20 protein-coding genes are annotated in these 20,799 nt (G+C 69.4%); 11 read left to right on the top strand and 9 right to left on the bottom strand.

What is annotated here, in order from left to right:
* Positions 1–55: 55 nt before the first annotated feature.
* A complete protein-coding gene (gene recO, locus ACFU5M_RS04220; RefSeq protein ID WP_379043433.1) occupies positions 56–838 on the top strand; it encodes a DNA repair protein RecO in 783 nt (260 codons plus the stop codon).
* Here recO and ACFU5M_RS04225 read toward each other — a convergent pair.
* Positions 795–1,175 carry a DUF1870 family protein gene (locus ACFU5M_RS04225; protein ID WP_051174996.1) on the bottom strand — a complete coding sequence of 127 codons (381 nt, stop codon included), beginning with the start codon at positions 1,173–1,175 and terminating at the stop codon, positions 795–797. The two genes, recO and ACFU5M_RS04225, sit on opposite strands and share 44 nt — an antisense overlap.
* A 121-nt stretch (positions 1,176–1,296) precedes the next feature.
* On the opposite strand from ACFU5M_RS04225, the gene ACFU5M_RS04230 reads away from it, so the two are divergent.
* Together ACFU5M_RS04230 and ACFU5M_RS04235 are read left to right on the top strand one after the other, a co-directional pair.
* Positions 1,297–2,115, top strand: a complete 819-nt coding sequence (locus tag ACFU5M_RS04230; protein WP_379043437.1) for an isoprenyl transferase — start codon at positions 1,297–1,299, stop codon at positions 2,113–2,115.
* A 14-nt stretch (positions 2,116–2,129) separates the two neighbouring features.
* Positions 2,130–2,540 carry a YbjN domain-containing protein gene (locus ACFU5M_RS04235; RefSeq protein ID WP_379043439.1) on the top strand — a complete coding sequence of 137 codons (411 nt, stop codon included), beginning with the start codon at positions 2,130–2,132 and terminating at the stop codon, positions 2,538–2,540.
* Between the two features lie 120 nt (positions 2,541–2,660).
* Here ACFU5M_RS04235 and ACFU5M_RS04240 read toward each other — a convergent pair whose 3' ends face one another.
* Complete coding sequence (locus ACFU5M_RS04240; protein WP_379043442.1) at positions 2,661–3,278, bottom strand: TetR/AcrR family transcriptional regulator; 618 nt, start codon at positions 3,276–3,278, stop codon at positions 2,661–2,663.
* Between the two features lie 101 nt (positions 3,279–3,379).
* On the opposite strand from ACFU5M_RS04240, the gene ACFU5M_RS04245 reads away from it, so the two are divergent.
* Entirely contained in the window at positions 3,380–4,351 is a 972-nt protein-coding gene (locus ACFU5M_RS04245; RefSeq protein WP_379043444.1) for a hypothetical protein, read from the top strand.
* 405 nt (positions 4,352–4,756) lie between these two features.
* Here ACFU5M_RS04245 and ACFU5M_RS04250 read toward each other — a convergent pair whose 3' ends face one another.
* The 3 genes from ACFU5M_RS04250 to ACFU5M_RS04260 all read right to left on the bottom strand — a co-directional run bounded on the left by ACFU5M_RS04250 (position 4,757) and on the right by ACFU5M_RS04260 (position 6,639).
* Complete coding sequence (locus tag ACFU5M_RS04250; RefSeq protein ID WP_379043446.1) at positions 4,757–5,722, bottom strand: hypothetical protein; 966 nt, start codon at positions 5,720–5,722, stop codon at positions 4,757–4,759.
* 128 nt (positions 5,723–5,850) lie between these two features.
* A complete protein-coding gene (locus tag ACFU5M_RS04255) occupies positions 5,851–6,285 on the bottom strand; it encodes a Fur family transcriptional regulator (RefSeq protein WP_379043449.1) in 435 nt (144 codons plus the stop codon).
* Positions 6,286–6,288: 3 nt separating this feature from the next.
* Complete coding sequence (locus ACFU5M_RS04260) at positions 6,289–6,639, bottom strand: ArsR/SmtB family transcription factor (protein WP_379043452.1); 351 nt, start codon at positions 6,637–6,639, stop codon at positions 6,289–6,291.
* Between the two features lie 195 nt (positions 6,640–6,834).
* Between ACFU5M_RS04260 and ACFU5M_RS04265 the strand changes: the two genes are divergently transcribed.
* A complete protein-coding gene (locus ACFU5M_RS04265; protein WP_379043455.1) occupies positions 6,835–8,226 on the top strand; it encodes a glycine--tRNA ligase in 1,392 nt (463 codons plus the stop codon).
* Between the two features lie 48 nt (positions 8,227–8,274).
* Here ACFU5M_RS04265 and ACFU5M_RS04270 read toward each other — a convergent pair whose 3' ends face one another.
* Positions 8,275–8,664 (bottom strand): DUF1707 domain-containing protein, encoded by a 390-nt coding sequence (locus ACFU5M_RS04270; RefSeq protein WP_379043458.1) that lies wholly within the window; start codon positions 8,662–8,664, stop codon positions 8,275–8,277.
* A gap of 14 nt (positions 8,665–8,678) precedes the next feature.
* Positions 8,679–9,320: a TenA family protein gene (locus ACFU5M_RS04275; RefSeq protein WP_379043461.1), complete on the bottom strand. Its 642-nt coding sequence runs from the start codon at positions 9,318–9,320 to the stop codon at positions 8,679–8,681.
* A gap of 91 nt (positions 9,321–9,411) precedes the next feature.
* On the opposite strand from ACFU5M_RS04275, the gene ACFU5M_RS04280 reads away from it, so the two are divergent.
* Positions 9,412–10,653 carry an acyltransferase gene (locus tag ACFU5M_RS04280; protein ID WP_379043464.1) on the top strand — a complete coding sequence of 414 codons (1,242 nt, stop codon included), beginning with the start codon at positions 9,412–9,414 and terminating at the stop codon, positions 10,651–10,653.
* 81 nt (positions 10,654–10,734) lie between these two features.
* Here ACFU5M_RS04280 and ACFU5M_RS04285 read toward each other — a convergent pair whose 3' ends face one another.
* Positions 10,735–12,705 (bottom strand): TPM domain-containing protein, encoded by a 1,971-nt coding sequence (locus ACFU5M_RS04285; protein ID WP_379043467.1) that lies wholly within the window; start codon positions 12,703–12,705, stop codon positions 10,735–10,737.
* A gap of 30 nt (positions 12,706–12,735) precedes the next feature.
* On the opposite strand from ACFU5M_RS04285, the gene ACFU5M_RS04290 reads away from it, so the two are divergent.
* The 3 genes from ACFU5M_RS04290 to ACFU5M_RS04300 all read left to right on the top strand — a co-directional run bounded on the left by ACFU5M_RS04290 (position 12,736) and on the right by ACFU5M_RS04300 (position 15,429).
* The gene (locus ACFU5M_RS04290) at positions 12,736–13,413 is read left to right on the top strand and encodes an MBL fold metallo-hydrolase (protein ID WP_379043470.1); all 678 of its coding nucleotides are present in this window, start codon (positions 12,736–12,738) and stop codon (positions 13,411–13,413) included.
* Positions 13,414–13,483: 70 nt separating this feature from the next.
* Positions 13,484–14,164 carry a YdcF family protein gene (locus ACFU5M_RS04295; RefSeq protein WP_379043764.1) on the top strand — a complete coding sequence of 227 codons (681 nt, stop codon included), beginning with the start codon at positions 13,484–13,486 and terminating at the stop codon, positions 14,162–14,164.
* Positions 14,165–14,169: 5 nt separating this feature from the next.
* A complete protein-coding gene (locus tag ACFU5M_RS04300) occupies positions 14,170–15,429 on the top strand; it encodes a deoxyguanosinetriphosphate triphosphohydrolase (protein WP_379043473.1) in 1,260 nt (419 codons plus the stop codon).
* Positions 15,430–15,440: 11 nt separating this feature from the next.
* On the opposite strand, the gene ACFU5M_RS04305 is transcribed toward ACFU5M_RS04300, so the two are convergent.
* Complete coding sequence (locus ACFU5M_RS04305; RefSeq protein WP_379043476.1) at positions 15,441–15,995, bottom strand: hypothetical protein; 555 nt, start codon at positions 15,993–15,995, stop codon at positions 15,441–15,443.
* A gap of 2,792 nt (positions 15,996–18,787) precedes the next feature.
* On the opposite strand from ACFU5M_RS04305, the gene ACFU5M_RS04310 reads away from it, so the two are divergent.
* On the top strand, positions 18,788–19,942 hold the full coding sequence (locus tag ACFU5M_RS04310) for an FIST N-terminal domain-containing protein (RefSeq protein ID WP_379043479.1): 1,155 nt from the start codon (positions 18,788–18,790) through the stop codon (positions 19,940–19,942).
* Positions 19,939–20,688: a Mut7-C RNAse domain-containing protein gene (locus ACFU5M_RS04315; RefSeq protein ID WP_379043482.1), complete on the top strand. Its 750-nt coding sequence runs from the start codon at positions 19,939–19,941 to the stop codon at positions 20,686–20,688. Before ACFU5M_RS04310 ends, ACFU5M_RS04315 begins: the two co-directional genes overlap by 4 nt.
* Positions 20,689–20,799 lie beyond the last annotated feature (111 nt).

The raw sequence follows: 20,799 nt of genomic DNA on the forward strand, positions 1-20,799 counted from the left end.
CCACAAAGGGGCCGCGAACACCCAGCGCCGAAGGCGCTGCAATTAGACTCAGCACGTGCGTTTGTATCGGGACGAGGCGGTTGTGGTGCGCCAGCACAAGCTGGGGGAGGCGGACCGCATCGTCACGCTGCTCACGCGGCAGTACGGCCTGGTGCGCGCGGTCGCCAAGGGGGTGCGGCGGACCAAGTCGAGGTTCGGGGCCCGGTTGGAGCCGTTTTCCTATATCGACGTGCAGTTGCACCCCGGGCGCACGTTGGACACCGTCACCCAGGTGCACACGATGGAGGCGTTCGCCGCCGACATCATCGATGACTACGGGCGCTACACCACCGCGTGCGCCGTGCTGGAGACCGCCGAGCGTCTGGCAGGCGAGGAGCGCGCCCCCGCGCCCCGGCTGCACGCGCTCACCGCGAGCGCCTTGCGCGCCATCGCGGCCAAACAGCGGCCGCACGAACTGATCCTGGACGCGTTCTTGTTGCGCGCCATGGGTTTCGCGGGCTGGGCGCCCGCACTGGACGAATGCGCGAAGTGCGCGACACCGGGTCCGCATCGCGCTTTCCATGTCGCGGCCGGAGGCGCGGTGTGTGTGCACTGCCGTCCGCCGGGTGCGGCGACGCCCGCGCCCGGAGTGCTCGACCTGCTGGTCGCGTTGTTGCGCGGAGAGTGGGAGCAGGTCGAGGCGACGCCCGAGACGGTGCGGCGGCAGGCCAGCGGCCTGGTCGCGGCGCACTTGCAATGGCATCTGGAACGTCAGCTGCGCACCCTGCCGTTGATCGAGCGGTCCAAAGCGCCGTCTACTCCACGAATTGAAGCTCTACCTGGGGCAGCTCGATCATGACGCGGGCGCATACGGCGCGATGCCAGGTGGCCGGGTAGCGGGTGTCCGGCTCGTGCTTGCAGTAGTCGTCGTTGGTTCGGTAGGTGTGCAAACGAGGCGAGATCTCCCCGGCATCGATGGCGTCGACCATGGCCTCGACCACCTGGTCGGTCTCGTCGGCGATGGAGGCGAGTTCACGGGCGACGATGTCGGGGATCTGGAAGGCCCCCTTCTCCCACCGCTCCACAGTGCGTTCCGCGACCGCGAAGAACCGCGCACACCACGGGACCGGAAGGCCGAGCAGTTCACGAGTGGCCCGGAAACCCGCCGCGGTCGCGGTGCCTGGTAAATCGGTCACGTTCGAGAAACCCCTCCCCAGTATCACGATAGGGAAAAGAATAAGTCACCACCGCCGGTGGAACCGTGGAATTCAGCAGGAACCAACGTGGCAGTAGGGGCGGCGGAAGCGATCAGGCAGGATGGAGGCCGTGATCCTCCGCCGAGATTCCGCCACCGCGACCGCGCCCGAGCACGCGGGCGCCGTCCGCCCGCCCGCGCCGCATCCGTCGGGAGCTCGGCCGCCGCAGCTGCCGCCGGATCTGGTGCCCAAGCATGTCGCGCTCGTCATGGACGGCAACGGCCGCTGGGCCCAGGAGCGCGGGCTGCCGCGCACCGCCGGGCACGAGCGCGGCGAGGCGGTGCTGATGGACACCGTCGAGGGCTGTATCGAGATCGGCGTCAAGTGGTTGTCGGCCTACGCGTTCTCCACCGAGAACTGGCGGCGCAGCCCCGAGGAGGTGCGCTTCCTCATGGGCTTCAACCGCGATGTGATCCGCAGGCGCCGGGACGAGATGCACGAGATGGGCGTGCGGGTGCGCTGGGCCGGGCGGCGGCCGCGTCTGTGGCGCAGCGTGATCAAGGAGCTGGAGATCGCCGAGGAACTCACCGAGAAGAACACGGTGATGACGCTGACGATGTGCGTCAACTACGGTGGCCGCGCCGAAATCGCCGATGCGGCAAGGGAGATCGCGCGCCGGGTGGCGGCGGGCGAGATCGATCCGGAGAAGGTCACCGAGGCGACGGTGGCGAGATATCTCGATGAGCCCGACATGCCGGACGTGGACCTGTTCCTGCGCCCGTCGGGCGAGTTCCGCAGCTCCAACTTCCTCATCTGGCAGTCGGCCTACGCCGAATTCGTCTACCAGGACACGCTTTTCCCCGACTTCGATCGGCGCAACCTGTGGGAGGCGTGCCTCCAGTACGCTTCGCGGGACCGCCGTTTCGGCGGCACCAAGTGAACGGCGGTACGGACATGGACGCAGCGGTGGCTCCGGATCGGGAACTCCAGGCGCGGGCCGGGGCATGCTTGTCGAGCTACGGCATCGACGTGCGCGTCGACGCCGAGGGTTCGCTGGGATTCGAGTACGAGGGCGCACTGTCGTCGCTGCGTGCGGTGACCCTGGCGCCCGGCTTGGACGTGCTGAGTCTCACCTGTGTGCTGGCCTGGGACCGCCCGCTGAAGGCGCAGCTGCACAAGCGCGTCGCCGAACGCAACAACGCGCTGCAATTCGGTTCGCTCACCGTGATCGCCCGCGGTGGTCTCGCCGATGTCATCCTGCGTTACACCTTCCCCGCCGCGGGCCTGGACGATCAGGCCCTCACCACCATGCTGCTGCTCGTGTTGTCCAACGCCGGCCGAGCCAGGCAGGGGCTGCTGCCCTGAGGAGGGCATGACACCAGTCGTGCCGGGGTCCTCGGCGATCGGAAGGACCGGCCGCGATTACGCGGGGCCGAGCCGTACGCGGGGCGGTCCTTCGGCCGCTGTGTCGGCCGGTCGCGCGGGTCAGCCGGCGTTCGGGCGGGTGGTTTCGCCGTAGGGCAGCAGGGTGCGCACGCCCCGCGCCAGCGTCTGCGGGTCGAGGTCGTCGAGGATGAGGTGCTGGAGGATGAACCCCGGCAGCAGTCCGATGATCGCTTTGGCGACGGCGTCGATGTCGGCATCGTCGGGTAGCCAGCCCTCGTCGCGCATGCGCTCGGCGTAGGTCACCCAGAGTGCGCGCATCGCGAGCATCGTCTCGCGCACCATCACCGCCGCCTCGGGATGCACCAGGGCCAGCGCCCAGGCTTGCGGCGCCAGTCGCACCGGTCCGTCGGGTCCGCTGCGCCGTACGACTTCCTCGGCGATCATCGTGATCACTTCGGCGGGGGTGGGTAGTGGGTCGCGGCCGATCGCCTCTGCCATGGCCACGCGCAGTGACACCGTAGTCTCCGTGGCGAGCGCCGTGATCAGCTCGTCCTTGCTCTTGAAGTACCGGTATACCGCGCCTGCCGAGAGCCCCGATTGCGCGAACACATCCTGCATGGATGTCTCGTAGAACCCCTTGCGGGCGAAGCAGAGCCGTGCGGCGTCCAGGATCTGCTGCCTGCGGCGTTCCATGTGCTCTTCGCTGACTCGGGGCATAGCCTCAAAATAAAACGAATATCCGTTCTTGACAACTTTCCGGCCTCATGCGACCGTAAGGCCAACTAAAAGAACGAACATTCGCTTTTTAGGAGATGGTCATGAACACCACGCAGCGGGCATTCGCGCTCGGCATCGGCGCCGCCCTGCTCCAAGCGCTGATGCTGATCGCTTTCGCCTGGCCTGCCGCGAATATCGCGCCTCGTGACTTGCCGCTGGCGGTCACCGGTCCACAGGCCGCGCTGGTCACGGGCAAGCTCGCCGAGCACAGTCCGGGCGCCTTCGAGATCAGCACGCCGGCGGACGAGGCCGCCGCTCGCGCCGCGATCGAGGACCGGGAGGTCTACGGGGCGATCGTCACCGGTGACGGGCCGCCGCGTGTGCTGGTCGCCTCCGGCGCGAGTCCCGCTGTCGCACAGCAACTCACCCAGATCGGGCAGCAGCTCTCCGGCGCCCCCGCCGCCCGGGTCGAGGACGTGGTCGCCGCCGATTCGGATGATCCGCGTGGCGCCGCGTTCGGTGCGATGGTGTTGCCGCTGGTGATGTCCGGCATCGCCGCGGGAGTGCTGCTGGCTTTGCTGATCCCGGGGATCGGAGGCAAGGTGATCGGGCTGGCCACTTTCGGCGTGGCAGGCGGACTGCTCGGGATGGCGATCATCCAGGGCTGGTTGTCGGTGGTGCCCGGGTCGTACCCGGTGCTCGCGGCGGTCGCGGGTCTGGTGTCGTTCGCGGTCGCCGGTGCGGTCGTCGGCCTCGCCTCGGTGCTCGGACGAGCCGGTATCGGTATCGCCGCGCTCACCATGCTGCTGATCGGCAATCCGTTTTCGGCGGCTACGTCCGCCCCGGAGCTGTTGCCGCAGCCCTGGGGCGCCGTCGGGCAGTTGCTGCCGCCGGGCGCCGCCGCGTCGCTGCTGCGTTCGGTCGCGTTCTTCGACGGCGCCGCCGCGGCCGGACCGCTGGTGGTGCTGCTGGTCTGGAGCGCGCTGGCGCTCGCACTGCTCGGAGCGGCCGCACTGCGGGATCGCCGCGCCGAGACGCCGGCATCGGCGCGGGCCGCGGTTCCGGTCGGCTGAATCGAAGCGCCGGCAAGGGTCGTTCCGCGATGAACGGCCCTTCTCGGTACGGAACACGTGACCGATATCCGACGTCCTCGGCCGAACGGCCGCGTTCGGCCGGAGTCCCTATGGGCCCCGGGGGGTGGAGAGTGTCCACCCCCCGGGTGGGTGGGCACCCGCAGGGGGTGGGCGCCCGGTCCCAATTCGGACCGTAGCGGCTTGCGGGTCCGTCCCGAGGTGTTTTCACTGCGGCGTCGCACGTGACACGTCGTTGTCCCCATCGCCTCTCACGCACAAGGGCAACCCTTCGGCAAGTGAACCCACCTGGCTCGGGCGCTTGGTCCCGGTTCAGCTGCCGTACTGCACCTCGAAGTTCCTCCGAGGGCTCGGCGAAGCTCCGCCGGAAAGCCGCGGACGGCCGGGTCAGCCCACGGTGAACGACAGCGTGGGCGCGGTGGCCGCGCCCTCTTGCCGGTGAGCGTTGTACGTCACCGTATAGGGGCCTGCGCCGGGGGAGGGCACCACGAAGACGACGTGATTGTTCGGGTTGTCGATGGTCTCGTTCGCGTTGAGCAACTCGTTGATCGGGCCGCGGATGTCGGCGGCCACGGTCCGGCCGTCCGGGGTGCGGACGGTGAAGTAGTCGTAGTAGATGTTGGTCCCGCCCGCGGGGACCCCGGCTCCGCCGACGATCTTGATGCGCAGCGCCAGATCGTATTTGCCGTTCTCGTTCTCGGTGTAGCTCGGGCTGATCTTTGCGCCGGTGACCTGGATGGTCGTCTGGTCCTGCACCAGCGTGCCGGTGATCGGCAATGTCTTCGGCTGGACGCTGTCCACCTTGCCCGCCGCGGCGAGCGGGATCTTGGTCTGATTGTCCGCGGCCTGGCCGTACACGATGGTCATCGTGTCGATGAGGTGCTCGGCGTCCTTCGCCGACTGGAGGGACGTGGTCGCGGTGCCCGTGGCCGAGCCGTTGCCGGGCACCGCCGGGCTGTCGAAGATCGCCCCGCCGTCCACTTCTCTGCCGATCAGCAGTGACGGCGTGATGCTCAGCGTGTGGTCGTCGAGAGTGGTGTTCTTGTAAGTGATGTCGATGCGCACCTTGGCGCCGCCGTATTCATCCGGCACGACGGTCGCCTTGTCCACGGTGATGTCGAATCCGTCGTACCAGCCGGTCTTGCCGACGATGCGGACGGTCGACTGCCCGTTGTCCGCGCCCGGCCGGACCGCGGTTGTGGGGATGGGGGTCGGCGAGACGGCCACCGGGGTGCCGTCCTTCGCCTCGCACGCCGAGAGGAACATCGCCGAGACCGCGACGAGCGCGGCCCCGGCGACGGTCACCGCCCGGCGGCGCACCGGGCGTACGGAAGAGTCGATGGTCGTTGACACGCTGCCTCCCCAGCAGATGGCGGATCCTGGCGTATCGAGCCCGGGTGGGCCGGGGCGTTCGAGGATCTCGCCGGTGAATCTCCGCTGTCGGAGGCCGCGTTAACCGGACACGCCGGGAAGCGGGCCGATCACCCGTCCCGTCGGCGCGCCGTCCCGCATGTCGTGCAGGTGCCGAACACTTCGAGGGTGTGGCTGATCTCGCTGAAGCCGTGCTCGCTCGCGATCGCCTCGGCCCATGCCTCCACCGTGGGGCCTTCCACCTCCACGGTGCGGCCGCAATGCCGGCACACCAGGTGGTGATGATGGCCGGTGGAGCACTGGCGGTAGACCGACTCGCCGGAGTCGGTGCGCAGCACGTCGACCATGCCCGCGTCGGCCAGCGACTGCAGCGTCCGGTAGACCGTGGTCAGCCCGATGCCCTCGCCGCGCTTGCGCAGCTCGTCGTGGAGATCCTGGGCGGAGCGGAACTCTTCGATATCACCGAGCAGCGCGGCGATGGCGCTGCGCTGCCTGGTGCTGCGGATACCGACCGGTTTCTGTGGAACGGTCGTGTTGTCTGGCACGAATCACCCTTCCTCGGCGTGCGCGACGGCGTCGACGACGATGTGCGCCAGATGGTCGTCGACGAGTTCGTAGAGCACCTCGCGACCCGAACGCTCACCGTGCACGACACCGGCGGCCTTGAGGATACGCAGATGCTGACTGACCAGCGGTTGCGTGACACCGAGCGCGTCGACCAATTCGTGCACACACCGCGGTGACTCGCGCAACTGCAGCACGATAGCAATCCGAACCGGCGCTGCCAGCGCCCGCAACAGCTCACCCGCGTCCTCCAGCACGGATCGCGCGGGTACCGGCGCCGGGCCGGGTGACCGATACGGATTGTGCGGCGGTGCCGCGGCGGTCTCGGCGGTCATGTCACCAACTCCTTAATGGAAAGCATTACCAGTTTGCGTATGCACAGGTGCGCATGTCAAACGGGCGCGCCGAACCGTGCGGTTGAAACCGCCACGGGGCCTGCCGATAGGCTGGGCACAATCGCAGCATCGACACAAAACTATCGTGTCGAGGCAATGCCGAAATCCGACTCGCAGTGGATGGAGAATTCTCGCGTGGCACCCAAGTCGAAGGTGGACACCGTTGCCAACCTCGCCAAGCGCCGGGGTCTGGTGTACCCGTGCGGTGAGATCTACGGAGGCACCAAGTCGGCATGGGACTACGGACCGCTGGGCGTCGAGCTCAAGGAGAACATCAAGAAGCAGTGGTGGCGCGCCATGGTCACCGCCCGCGAGGACGTCGTCGGTCTCGACTCCTCGGTGATCCTGCCCCGTCAGGTGTGGGTCGCCTCCGGTCACGTGGGCGTGTTCAACGACCCGCTGGTGGAGTGCCTGAACTGTCACCACCGCTTCCGGCAGGACCACCTGCAGGAGGCGTACGCGCTGAAGAACAAGATCGATGACCCGGACACGGTCTCGATGGAACTCATCGCGTGCCCCAACTGCGGCACCGTCGGCCGCTGGACCGAGCCGCGCGACTTCAACATGATGCTCAAGACCTACCTCGGCCCGATCGAGTCCGAGGAGGGTCTGCACTACCTGCGGCCGGAGACCGCCCAGGGCATCTTCGTGAACTTCGCCAACGTGATGACGACCGCGCGCAAGAAGCCGCCGTTCGGCATCGCGCAGATCGGCAAGAGCTTCCGCAACGAGATCACGCCGGGCAACTTCATCTTCCGCACCCGCGAGTTCGAGCAGATGGAGATGGAGTACTTCGTCAAGCCGGGCGAGGACGTGGAGTGGCACAAGTACTGGATCGAGACGCGGTTCTCCTGGTACACCGACCTCGGCATCACCGCGGAGAACCTGCGGCTGTTCGAGCACCCGAAGGACAAGCTCTCGCACTACTCGGCGGGCACCACCGACATCGAGTACCGCTTCGGCTTCCAGGGCAACGAGTGGGGTGAGCTGGAGGGCATCGCCAACCGCACCGACTTCGACCTGAAGACGCATTCCGAGCACTCCGGCACGGAGCTGAGCTTCTTCGACCAGACCACCAACGAGCGCTACGTCCCGTACGTCATCGAGCCCGCGGCGGGACTCACCCGCTCGCTGATGGCCTTCCTGGTGGACGCCTACGCCGAGGACGAGGCGCCCAACGCCAAGGGCGGGGTGGACACCCGCACGGTGCTGCGCCTGGATCGCCGTCTCGCGCCGGTGAAGGCGGCCGTGCTTCCGCTGTCGCGCAACGCCGATCTCACGCCGAAGGCAAAAGATCTGGCCGCGCAATTGCGCAAGAACTGGAACGTCGAGTTCGACGACGCGGGCGCGATCGGCCGCCGCTACCGCCGCCAGGACGAGATCGGCACGCCGTTCTGCATCACCGTCGACTTCGAGACGCTCGAGGACCAGGCGGTGACCATCCGTGAGCGCGACACGATGACCCAGGAGCGCATCGCGCTGGACAAGGTGGAGGGCTACCTGGCCCAGCACCTGATCGGCGCCTGAGTCCACCGCGGCGCCCCGTGGTCGTGATCGGCCACGGGGCGCTCGCGTTCAGCAGCTCTTCTTGCGGTTGATCATGCCGATCGTGGTGGGGATCAGCAGCGCGAGTCCCCAGGGCACCGCTACCCAGAACGGCCAGAAGTAGCCCGCACCGGTGGCCAGATAGATCGCCACGCACAGCGCGTTGACGAACACCCACGGCGTCCACATGATCGTGATCCACTGGGGGATACCTGTCGCGCGCGCCGGCTGCGATTCCCGTTGTGCGGGAAGGTCGGACAGCAACGGCGTCAGTTCGCCATAGGTCCTGGCGGCATACACCTGTTGCAGCCGTTCGTCGAATTCGGGCAGCGACAACCTGCCCTCGTTCATCGCTTGACGCAATCGATCGACGATCTTGTCCCGATCGGCGTCGGATGCCCGCACGTGGTCCTGACTCACGCTGTCAGCGTAGGTCACTCGGGCGGACTACCGTCCGTGCCGGATGGATTCAGCGGAACGTCCCAGAACGCCAGTTCGTGCCGCAGCCCCTCGCGGAACAGTTCTTCCGCGCGTGCCGGGTCGGCGCCGGATTCATCGATCATCTGCGCGCAGCGGCGGGTGAGGGCGGCGAAGCCCGGGTCGGCGTAGGTATCGACCCAGCGGCGGTAGCGCGGTTCGGCGGGCGGGCGCTGTGCCAGTCGCGCGCCCAGCGTGGAGTACCCCCACATGCACGGATAGAGGGCGGCCAGCCCCTCGCCGTAGGACGCGGCGGAGTCCAGGAGAAACGTCGTGTACGCCGCGCACGGCGCGCCTTTGGTGGCCCCGTCGAGATCCGCGCCGAATTCGGCGGCCAGCGAGCGGTGCAGCGACAGTTCCTCGTGGTAGGTGGCGTGCGCCAGGTCGACCAGGTCGCCCAGATGCGCCGGTGGAGCTTGCCATGCGAGGCGGGCGAACACCCGCACGTAGTCGAGCAGGAACAGGTAATCCTGCTCCAGCCAGGACCGGAAGACCGGTTCGGGGAGGGTGCCCTCGGCGATGCCCACCACGGTGGGATGGGTGAGCTGTTCCTCCACCGAGGGCAGGCCGAGGATCTCCAAACGCGCCGCGAGACTCATACCGGCAGTCTTCCGCATCCGTCCGCCCGGTCGGTTTGCACCCGTGCCGGTGGTGCCGCACCCTTGCGATGTGTTGTGGGATGAGGATTCTGTGGTTCGGGTGCTGGCGCCGTCGGAACAGCGGTTCGTGCGGCATGGCACCTATACGGGCCGGTCGGTGTCGGTGCGAGGAGCGCTCGACGTGACAGCGCTGCGGGCGGCATTCGCGACGCTGCGGCGCGGGTATCCGGTGATCGGCTGCAGAATCGCGGAAGACGCTGCCGGACAGGGCTATTTGCTCGCACCGGACGAGGCGGTGTCGCCCTCGGTTTCCGTGCGCGAGGGTGACGTGGCGGTGGTCGATATTCCCGGGGTGGATCCGGCGGTGCAACTGGCCTATCTGGATGTCGTCGGCTCGGGCGCGGACGAGTGGCGGGTGACGCTGTTCGCGCACCACAGCGTCGCCGACGCGGGCCACTGCGTCGAGCTGTTGTCGCGACTTTGGGACTTCTATACCGGCATCGTCGAACGGCAATCCATCGACGTTGTGCCACAGAGTGTTCCGCAATCACTGGAGTGGTATGCCGCGGCGCGCGGCATCGCGAGGATCGCGACGTCCGGCTTCGAGGACGTGACCGAGCCGCTTCCGCCGGAGGCGCGGGAGGTGCCGCCGGACAGCGCGCGGTCCGCGCCGAGCACGCTCGCCCGCCCGGTGCGCGTGCGGCTGAACCGCGAGGCCACCGCCCGGATCGTCGAGCTCGGACGCAGAACCGGCGTGACGGTGAACGGCCTGCTCACCGCCGCTTTGCTCCGCGCTTACGCACGGGAGACAGTCGGCGGCGCGGCACCTTTGGGCTGTCTGTACCCCGTGGACCTGCGTACCCGGCTGGAGCCGCCGGTCGCCGCGTCGGCGGGCACCAACATGGCCGGTCTGGCTTCCTTCGCCGCGGAGGTGGATCCCGCTGCCAACCCGCTGGACCTGGCACAGCGCGTTTCGGCCCGCCTGACGCGCGACCTGTCCGACGGCGTCGTGCAGCAGTCCGTGCTGCACTTCCCGGATTACTACGGCGCGACCAGGATTCACTCGTTGGCCGGGCACGTCGCGGTGACCAACACCGGTGTCGTCCCGGTGTTCCGCAAGCCCGCCGGTCTCGAGTTCACCGATTACGAGATCGTCTACATCTCGGCGCATCCCCGTCCGTCCGCGGGCGCGTCGGCCGCGGTCACCTTTCTCGCCTACACCTTCGCAGGGGAGCTGGCCGTCGGCGTGCTCGGCGGCGGCGCGCACGCCGAGGGCCTGCCCGAGGCGGTGCGGGCGGAGTTGACCGCCTTGGCGGCGGTCGGCGCCCGCTGATCCGGCGTGCCCGCCCGGTTCGGTCACTCCACATGACGAGTCCTGGTCTATGACCCACACGGCGTCGGGGTCGAGCCGTGGTCAGAATCTCCCGCCGCGGCCGATCCGCCGGGAGCCGGACGAACCACCGAACGAGCCGGGGCTCCAGCCGCCACCGGAGTGCCCGCCGCCGGCCGCCCCGCGCAGCAGTCCTTCGAGCAGGATGCCGCCGAGCACCGCCCCGGCCTGCGCGCCCCCGGAGGGCGCCTGCCGTGCTTCCCAGGCCCGCACGCTGGCCTGAGCCGCCCGCAGGGCGCGCCCGGCCAGATCCGCCGCCGCCTGCGCGTGCCGCAGTGCCTGGGCCGGATCGTTCGCGCCCAGCCGCAGCGCCTCGTCGAGGTTGCGCTGTGCTTCCGAGAGGCGGGTGCGCGCTTCGGCGTCGATGCCGCCGCGCCGAGTGGTGACGTAATCGGCGGCCGAACCGATCCTCGCCCGAGCGTCGCCGAGTGCGCCGTCGAGTCTGCGCCGCAGATCCTCGACGGCGAGTTTGCGGTCGGTGGCGGCGGCGAGGGCGCGGTCGAGATCGGCGTCGGCGGTGACCGCGTCGTGGAAGGCGCTCAGCGGATCGGTGTCCGCCGTGGACGTCGCCTTCCGCAGCGTCGACTCCGCCGCGGCGTGGGCGTGCGCCAGATCCGGCCCACCGTAGGCGGAGAGTTCGGCGGCGGAGGTGAGGTCGCGGCGCAGCTCGTCCAGCACACCCGGAAGGCTGTCGCGGGCCTGCTGGATGGCGCTCGACGCGTTGTCGACCGCGTCGAGCAGCGCGCGGGCCTGCCCGATCGCGGCTTCGGCGGAGCGAATGGCGGCCACCGCGCCGCCTTGCTCGCCGACCGGCTCGGCGAGCGCGGACCGGCCCGCGTCGATGTTGCGCTCCGCGAAAGCGATGCGCTCGCGCGCCATCCGTACGTTGTCCGCGATCGGCGCGAGGACACCCGCGGGATGGGTGGCGGCGAGCCGGTCGAATTCGGCTTCCGAACCGGGCGTCCGGGCGGTGACGTCGACGATGTCCCGGGTGAGTGCGTCCAGCCGGTCCGAGGCGTCGAGTAGCAGATCGCGCATGGCGTCGAATTCGGCGACCTGCGCGTCGAGTTCGCGGTCGGCGCGGCCCACCGTGCCGATCAGCTCGACCAGCAGCGAGCGCTGTTCGTCCGGTGTCTCCGGGATGGCGTCGTCGAGGCGCTGCCGGATCGCGAACGCCTCGGCGGCGGCGGCTTTCGCCCTGTCGAGTGCGGTGCGAAAGGGGGTGGTGGCGGTGTCGCCGAACTCGCCGGTGGCCAGTTCGAGTTCCTCACCGCTGGTGCGGATCGCGTTGTCGATCTCCACCAGCGCCTCCCGTGAGCGGGCGTGCAGCGCTTCCAACGGCAACGCGGCCAGCGCCGTCGTGTTCTCCGGATCCAGCTGCCTCGCGGCCGCCAACTCGGCCTCCGCCCGGTCGCGACGACGTTTGCGCGCGTACCAGAGGAGGCCGCCCGCCACCAGAACGACCAGCAGGGCGAGGACGAGCAGAGCGCGGACGCTCACCCCACCGCCGCGCACGGCCGCGTCCAGCCCGTCGGCCGTCGCGACGCCGGCGTCGGCCCACCGCCCGTCGCGCAAGGCGGGCTCGACCTCGCTGATCAGGATGCTGTCGAGTTCGGAATCGCTGACACCGCCGGGCAGTTCACCGCCCAGCCAGTACGCGCGGTCCTCGGTGGCGACCGCGAGCAGGAGGTCGCGCCCGCCGAACCCGGACATGGCGGCGGTGCGCTGCGCCCACTCCTGCGGGTCGAGCCCGTCGAAGCCGCGCACGTACGCCACCCACAATCGGATCTGCTGGTCGGCGTAGAGCTGGTCCACCGCCCCGCGGACCTGGCCGAGCTGCTCTTGGTCGAGTGCGCCGGCCGAGTCCTCCACATAGGTGTTCATCCGCGACGGCGGTTCCGCCGCGCTCTCCGGAGTGCCCAGCAGGGCGATCGCGGTCAGCAGGACGCTGGTCGCGAGCAAGCGAACGAGGCTGATCCGCGGCGGCAGTGACATGGCACGAATCTAGCTCGCTAGCATCGTTTCGTGATCACCATCGATCGCTCCTACAGCGGCCACGTGTCCCCGGATTCCAACCCGCAACAGCGCGATGTCTCCGGCGCCCGCATCGTCAAGATGTCCGTCGGCGGCATGGACAACAACTGCTACCTGGTGCAGTGCGCCGGCACCGGCGCCACCCTGCTCATCGACGCGGCCAACGAGGCGCCGCGCATCGCGGCACTCGTCGAACAGGAGGCACCGGGACAGGTCCAGCTGATCGTCACCACCCATCAGCACCGCGACCACTGGATGGCGCTGCGGGAGACCACCGCCGCCACCGGCGCTCCCACCGCGGCGCATCCGCTCGACGCCGACCCGCTGCCGGTCCGCCCCGACCGCCTGCTCGCCGAGGGCGACACCGTCACGATCGGCGATCTGGTTTTCGAGGTCATCCACCTGCGTGGCCACACACCGGGCTCGATCACCCTCGCGCTCACCGACGCGGCGGGACGCACCCACCTGTTCACCGGAGACTCGCTTTTTCCCGGCGGCGTCGGGCGCACCGCCTCCCCGGAGGACTTCACCTCCCTGTTCACCGACGTGTCGGCCAAACTCTTCGATCGCTATCCCGACGACACCGTCGTCTACCCCGGCCACGGCGACGACACCACCCTCGGCGCCGAGCGCTCCAGCCTTCCGGACTGGCGAGCCCGCGGCTGGTAACCGCCCCAGGCGGTTACCAGTCCAGGGGGCACGCCGCTCCTGGCAGACTTGGGGAGTGGATTTGCCAACGATGCGCACCCGGGCTCTTCCGGCTCCCGACGCTGCCCGGCCACACGGCTTCGGCGCCGGGTTGTTGCGCTGGACGCGGCGGCTGATCATCGGGTCGGTGGTGATGGGCGCGGTGCTGGTCGGCGGGACCGCTTTCCGCGTGTGGCAGGTCGCGCGCATCGATGACTACACGAAGGCCGACGCGATCGTCGTGCTCGGCGCGGCGCAGTACTCCGGCACCCCGTCCTCGGTGTTCGAAGCGCGACTGGACCAGGCGTACAAACTGTTCCGGGCCGGTGTCGCGCCACGCGTGATCACCGTGGGCGGCAAGCAGGAGGGCGATCTGTTCACCGAAGCCGCCTCGGGCAAGAACTACCTGCAGGCGCGCGGCGTGCCCGGCGACAAGATCCTCGCCGTCGAAACCGGGTCCGACACCCTGCGCAGCGTCGAAGCGGTGGCGACGGCGATGCGGGCGCGGGACATGTCGTCGGCGGTGCTGGTCAGCGATCCCTGGCACTCGCTGCGCACCCGCACCATGGCCAGGGACGAGGGTCTGTCGGCGTGGACCGCGCCGACCAGAACCGGTCCCGCCGTCTACACCCGCGAATCCCAGGCGCACGGCATCGCCAGGGAGACCGGCGCCCTGCTGTGGTACCAGCTGACCCACTTCGCGGCGGACTTCGCCTACACGGCGGGGCAGTGAGACCCTTGAGCGCACGGTACACCGAACACGACACCGAACGTCTCGTCGTCGAGCGCGCCAAGACCGCCGGGCTCGGCCCTCCGCGCGACGAGTTCGAGATCGGCCACCGGACCGAATTCGCGCGCGACCGGGCGCGTGTGCTGCACTCCGCGGCGCTGCGCAGGCTGGCCGACAAAACACAGGTCATGGGCCCGCGTGAGGCGGACACCCCGCGTACCCGGCTCACCCATTCGCTCGAGGTCGCCCAGATCGGCCGCAGCATCGCCGACGGACTCGGCTGCGATCCGGACCTGGTCGACCTCGCCGGTCTCGCCCATGACATCGGCCATCCGCCCTACGGCCACAATGGGGAGAAGGCCCTCGACACCTTCGCCGACGCGTTCGGCGGGTTCGAAGGCAATGCGCAGAATCTGCGCATCCTCACCCGCCTCGAACCGAAAGTGCTCGAGCTCGACGGCACCAGCGCCGGCCTCAACCTCACCCGTGCCGCACTCGACGCGGCGATCAAATACCCCTGGGGCCGAACCGGTTCCGGCACCAAGTTCGGCGCCTACGAGGTCGACACCGAGCGCCTGGAGTGGATCCGCAAGGGAGCGCCGGACCGGCGCCGCAGCCTGGAATGCCAGATCATGGACTGGTCCGACGACGTCGCCTACTCGGTGCACGACGTCGAGGACGGCGTCATCGCGGGCCGGATCGATCTGCGCGCGCTGGCCGACCCCGCCGAACAGGACGCGCTGGCGGCGCTCGGCCACTTCCAGCATTCGCTGGCCGCCGACGAATTGATCGCCGCCGCGCAACGGCTCTCGGAACTTCCGGTGGTCGCGGCGGTGACGGCATACGACGGCACGTTCACCGCCTCGGTCGCGCTCAAGCGCCTCACCAGCGAGCTCGTGGGCCGTTTCGCCACCGCGGCGATCATGGCGACGAGGGAGGTGGCCGGGCCGGAACCGGTATCCCGGTACGCCGCGGACCTGCAGGTCCCGCGCATCGTCGCCGCCGAGGTGGCGCTGCTGAAGACCGTGGCGTTGCGCTACGTCATGTCCGACCCGGCGCACCGGTTACGGCAGGCCGCGCAGCGCGAACGCATCCTCGCCGTGGCGGATCGATTGCTGGCCACCGCCCCGCGCAGCCTCGATCCGCTGTTGCTGCCGTTCTGGAACGCCGCGACCGACGACACCGCTCGCGTGCGCGTCGTCGTGGACCAGATCGCTTCCTACACCGAGAGTCGCCTGGAGCGGGTCGCGGTCGAATTGAACGTCTAGATCGGGCGGCGTCACGCCGACAGGCCGTCGCTGGTCTCCGCTCGGGCCATCTTGACCAGCGCCTCGTGCAATTCCTTGGCCGACGCACCCGCCCGCTCTCCGCGCAGGACCACCTCGGTGAAGCCGTCGACCAAGGCCCGGCCCGGATCCAGCAGGCCGAGACCACCCCCGCCGCCGCGCAGGGACTCGTTGATCAACGTCCGCAATGCTTCTTGCCGAGCCCGGAACCCACCCGCCACGTCCAATGCTCCCGCGAATTCGCGGACGACCGCCGTATACACCGGCCGCTCGGCGGGCCCACGCCTACGAAATATCCTTCGCGTTTCCACCGGCGCCGCGCGCGGCGGATTCAGGACGGCCCGGTCCAGGACGATCCAGATCGCGGACTCGGCAGACTGCTCCGCCGTCGGCGTGCGATCCGGCCTCGGACGAGATGCCGTGTCGTAGGTCAGTTCGACCCCATGGAGCGGCAGCGGATATTTCGTGAGCAGCTCATCGATGGTGGAAGCGATCTCACGGACCACCTGGACCTCGACCTCCGCCGTATCGAATCCAACGAGCTCCAAGCCGTGCCGCGCCGACAGCTCCCGGGCGATTCGAAGGGCCTCGGAAGCATCGGTGGCCTCGGTCCGCTCCGCGATTGCGGGGCGTGGTGTGGTGCTGCTCCGCTCGATGTGTGCGGGATCGTTTCTCCGGGCGGCCGCGGAGGCGTCGGTCCGTCGGGCAGGCGCGCTGCTCGAGCTGTCGGCGGGCTGCGAAGGTGCGGTATCTCTTCGGGGAACCGAGATGGATCTCTCCGGGCCGCTGATCGGCGGGACGGTCGCGCGAGGGTGCGGGGTACTCGCCTGTGGCGGCCGTGTCCCTTCCTGAGCGGCGTCGTCGATGATCGTCTGCTGCGTAGGTCCAGGCCGGTGCGCGGTGGCGGTGTCTTCGATCGGTGCGGGCCGGTCCGAGATGTCGGTTCGTCGGCTGAGTTCGGCCGGGTCAGTGGGGTGCGGGACGAGCGCGGAATCCGTTCGTCGGACGGGGTTGCGGCTGCCCGCGTTATCGGTTTGCGGGTGAGGTACGGAGTCCTGGCGTTGGACCGCGGAGGCGTCCGCCGATTCAGCGCTCGGTGGGGTGCCCTGTGCGTCACGCGCGGCGTCGATCCATGAGAAGCGCAGTGTGTCGAGCCAGGGGAGAGCGGCCGAGCCGGGACTGGTTTCGGTTCGTCGGCGCGATATGGGTTCGTCACTGGTGTCCGTGCGCTGGATGGGCGCGGAGCCTGTTCGCGGGTGGGCCGCCGTGTGGTCCGCCACGCTGGTCCGGCGGATATCGGCGGAGGAGTGCGCGAGATCGCTCTCCGGGACGGAGGCCGAACTCTCGGCAGGTACCGGGTCGTCTGCGCTCGTCGTCGGCTGCCTGTCGACGAGCGGGTCCGCATTCTCGATCGGCGGGCCGGGTGCGGCACCGATCATCGCAGTGGCTGTTGAACCATCCGGCAGATCGGTCCCGTCGGTCGACCGAGTGGGTGTGGGCTCGTCGATTCTTCGGAAACGCTCGGAGTTGCCCTCCATATCGGATGCCGGGACGGCGGTGGAGACGCGAGACGTATCGCTCTGCCGGATGGTCGACGGAGGGTGCGGAGTGCCGCTCGTCTCGACGTCTGTGACGTCTCCGGTGTCGATCGGGGAACGCTGCCCGCGGTTGCGCGGGACGGGTCCGGAATTCTCGGGCAAGTCGATCCGGCGAAGGAGATCCGCGTCTGCCGCCTGTGGTACGGGTGCGGGCGTGCTGTGCGGGGTGGACTCGGGCAGGTCGATTCGGCTGAGAGGGCCCGCGTCTGTCGGCTGGGATTCGGGGCGGGGTGCGGGCGCGCTGTCCGGGGTGGATGCGGAGTCAGGGGCAGTGGCGGTGTCTCGCTGCGGTGCTGATGTTCCAGCTGAATCCGTGTGCTGGACCGGGTGCGCGCCGCTGGTCTGCCGGATGGGTGCGTCCTGGTCTGTGGTCTCGGGCTGCCGCGTCGCCTCGGGCTGGGGTGCGCTGTCGATCTCGAGGGTGTCCAGGGAGTCGGTATGGGCCGCGTCGGCGTCAGCGAGATCGGTCTGTCGAATCGGCGTGGAGCCGCTCGGCGGGCCGGGCACGGGGTCCGCTGGGGTCGGTAGCGGCGCCGGGGTGTCTGCGATGTCGACGTGTCGGCGAGGCGTGAAATCGTCGGCGCTGTCTGTTCGCGGGGCCGAGTCGCGGTGCTGCGTAGTCCCGGTCGGGGGAAGGGGCTCGGAGCGGTGCGGGATGTCTATCTTCGGAACCGATGGCGGCTTCTGCACGGCAGCATCGATCCGGGGGCGCCGGGGCGGGCTGTCGGTCCTGTTCGTCTGGCGGAAGTCTTCCGTGCGGTTCTCGACCGGCGGGGCGGGTGGGGCGCCGGTCGGCTGGATCGATGTGGAGTCGCCAGGGAAATTCGTCCGGCGGAAGGACTCGGCGTCGGCCCGTTGGACGGCCGCGGAGCGGTCCGCGCGGCCCGGCCGCTGGATCAGCGCCGAATCGACGGTGATGGCCTGTGGGGCAGCGGGAGGGCTGGGCGCGTCTCCCCGGACGGATGCGGGGTCGTCAACGGCGTCGGTCCGACGAGATACGAGGTCGAATTCCGAGTATCGTGTCGCGGCCGGTGACCGTGAGGGCGCGGACGCCTCTGCCGCCGCCTCGCCGGGCGCTACCTGACCCGGTGCGCTCGGCACGGTAGGGCATGGTCGGACGACGCGCCTCGACCACGGGGTCGACGCCGAGGCCCTTCGGGCCCACGGGGTGGGCATCGCCTGGCGCTCGGGCGCGGCAGGTGCTCCGGGCGGCGCCTGAGCGGCCAGGGATTCCGCTGCCGCCGGGACAGGCACTTCGCCTGCACGATCGAGCCGGTCGCTGAACTGCGCCTCGGCGGACGCGATGGCTGCCTTCAATTCGCCGACCGTCCGGGAGGCGTCGGCGATCAGCCGTTCCAGGGTCGACACCATCGCGCGCAGTTCGCCCGGGTCGATCCGCGACGGCTGACTCACGATGTCTCCCGCTTGTCCTCATCAGGTCGTGCCGCGGTGCGCCGACATTCTGATCTCGCGTGACCGTAAAGCAAACTGTGGTCTGGTCATTGTCGCTCAGATCGGCCGGACCTCTCGGGATTGGGAAGATGGATGACCGGTCACCGGCCGCCGAACAGCTATCGAATCGCAACCTGCCCGCATCCTCGAGGCCCCGGTTCCCGCGCCGAAGAACCGGGCGGTCCACTTCCGCGCACCGCCCCGCCGGACCGACGCTGCCCACTGTCACGATGAATTGCATTGCACAGCAACGGTATTCATTTCAGCTTATTAGTGGCTACCATGGAGGGGTGCGGATCGGAGTAGGGCTCTCCACCGTGCCCGAAGCGCGGCAAGCGGGCCGAGAAGCCGCAGCGCGCGCCCGTGACCAGCTCGCGGGCGAAGCGCCGTCGCTCGCTGTGTTGCTCGCCTCCCGCGCACACACCGACGACGCCGTGGAGGTGCTGTACGGCGTCCATCGGACGGTCCGGGTGCCCGCGCTGGTCGGATGCGTGGCTCAGGCGATCGTGGCGGGTCGCCGCGAGATCGAGGACGAGCCCGCGGTAGCGGTGTGGCTGGCCTCCGGACTGCCCGCCGCCGAGACCTTCCAGTTGGACTTCCTCCGCACCGCGAGCGGCGGGCTCCTCGCCGGTTACCGCTTCGACAAGGCCGCACACGACCTTCACCTGCTGCTGCCCGATCCTTACTCGTTCCCGGCCGACCTCCTGCTGGAGTACGTGAACACGGATCTGCCCGGCACCGTCGTGATGGGCGGGCTGGTGAGCGGTGGGCGGGGCCCCGAAGGCAGCCGCCTGTTCCGAGACCACACCGTGGTGACGTCGGGTGCCGTCGGCGTGCGCCTTCCCGGTCTGCACAGCGTGCCGATCGTGTCCCAGGGCTGCCGGCCCATCGGCTATCCCTACACCGTCACCGGCGCGGACGGCACGGTGATCACCGGGCTCGGCGGTCTGTCCCCGATCGAGCGGTTGCGCGAGATCGTCGCCGTACTGCCACCCGACCAGCAGGAGCAACTCGCGCGCGGCCTGCAGATCGGATTCGTGGTCGACGAGCATCTGGCCGAGCCCGGGCAGGGGGACTTCCTGATCCGCGGCCTCTTGGGCGCCGATCCGTCCAGCGGGGCGATCGAGGTGGGCGACGTCGTGGAGGTCGGCACCACCGTCCAATTCCAGGTCCGCGACGCGATCGGCGCGGACCTGGACCTGCGGGCGGCCCTGGCGCGGGCGCGCACCGATCTTCCCGGGCGTCCGGCCGGTGCGCTGCTGTTCACCTGCAACGGACGCGGCCGCCGGATGTTCGGGGTCGCGGATCACGACGCCACGACGATCGAGGACCTGCTCGACGGCATCCCACTCGCGGGTTTCTTCGCCGCCGGCGAGATCGGGCCCATCGCGGGCCGCAACGCGTTGCACGGATTCACGGCGTCGATGGCGCTGTTCGTCGAATGAGCGTCGACCTGCGGGTCTACGCCGAGTTGAACGACTTCCTGCGGCCCGGCGACCGGTACACCGTGCTGCGGCGGCCCTACCGCCCGCACCAGACCGTCAAGGACGTCATCGAGGCCGCAGGCATCCCGCACACCGAGGTCGACCTGGTCCTGATCGACGGGCAATCGGTGCACTTCGACCATCACCCACGCCCCGGTGGGCGGATCACCGCGTATCCCGTCTTCGAGACGCTCGACATCGGCCGCGTGACCAGAGTTCGCCCGCACCCGTTGCGTGAACCCCGCTTCCTCGCGGATGTGAATCTCGGCGGCCTCGCCAAACTGATGCGGCTGATGGGCCTCGACGTGCACTGCCGGTGGGAGGCCGAGGACGCCGAACTCGCCGAGGCGTCGGCGGCCGAGCACCGGATCCTGCTCACCCGTGACCGCGGCCTGTTGAAGCGCCGCAACGTCACACACGGGATCTACATTCGATCGGATCGACCGGTCGACCAGGTCGTCGAGGTGATCCGCCGGCTGGATCTCGTCGCGCGCCTGGCTCCGTTCACCCGCTGCCTGCGCTGCGGCGGCGCCGTGACCGAGGTCGCCAAAGCCGAGGTCGACGATCGGCTGGAACCGCTCACCCGTCGCTACTACGACACCTTCCGGCAGTGCCGCGAGTGCGGCCGGATCTACTGGCAGGGCTCCCATCAGGCGCGACTGGCCGAGACCGTCGCGGCGATTCGCGCGGAACTGGATCGCTTCTGACCCTCTCGCGGGCGGTTGCGGCTCCACCACCTTCGCGATGAACCCATCGAAGGCCGGGCACCCACCTCGACCCGGGCCGCCGCTCGTCGGCAGGATCGACCGGAACTCGCT

Origin of the sequence: Nocardia sp. NPDC057455 (assembly GCF_042802775.1) — a bacterium.
Classification (GTDB): Bacteria; Actinomycetota; Actinomycetes; order Mycobacteriales; family Mycobacteriaceae; genus Nocardia.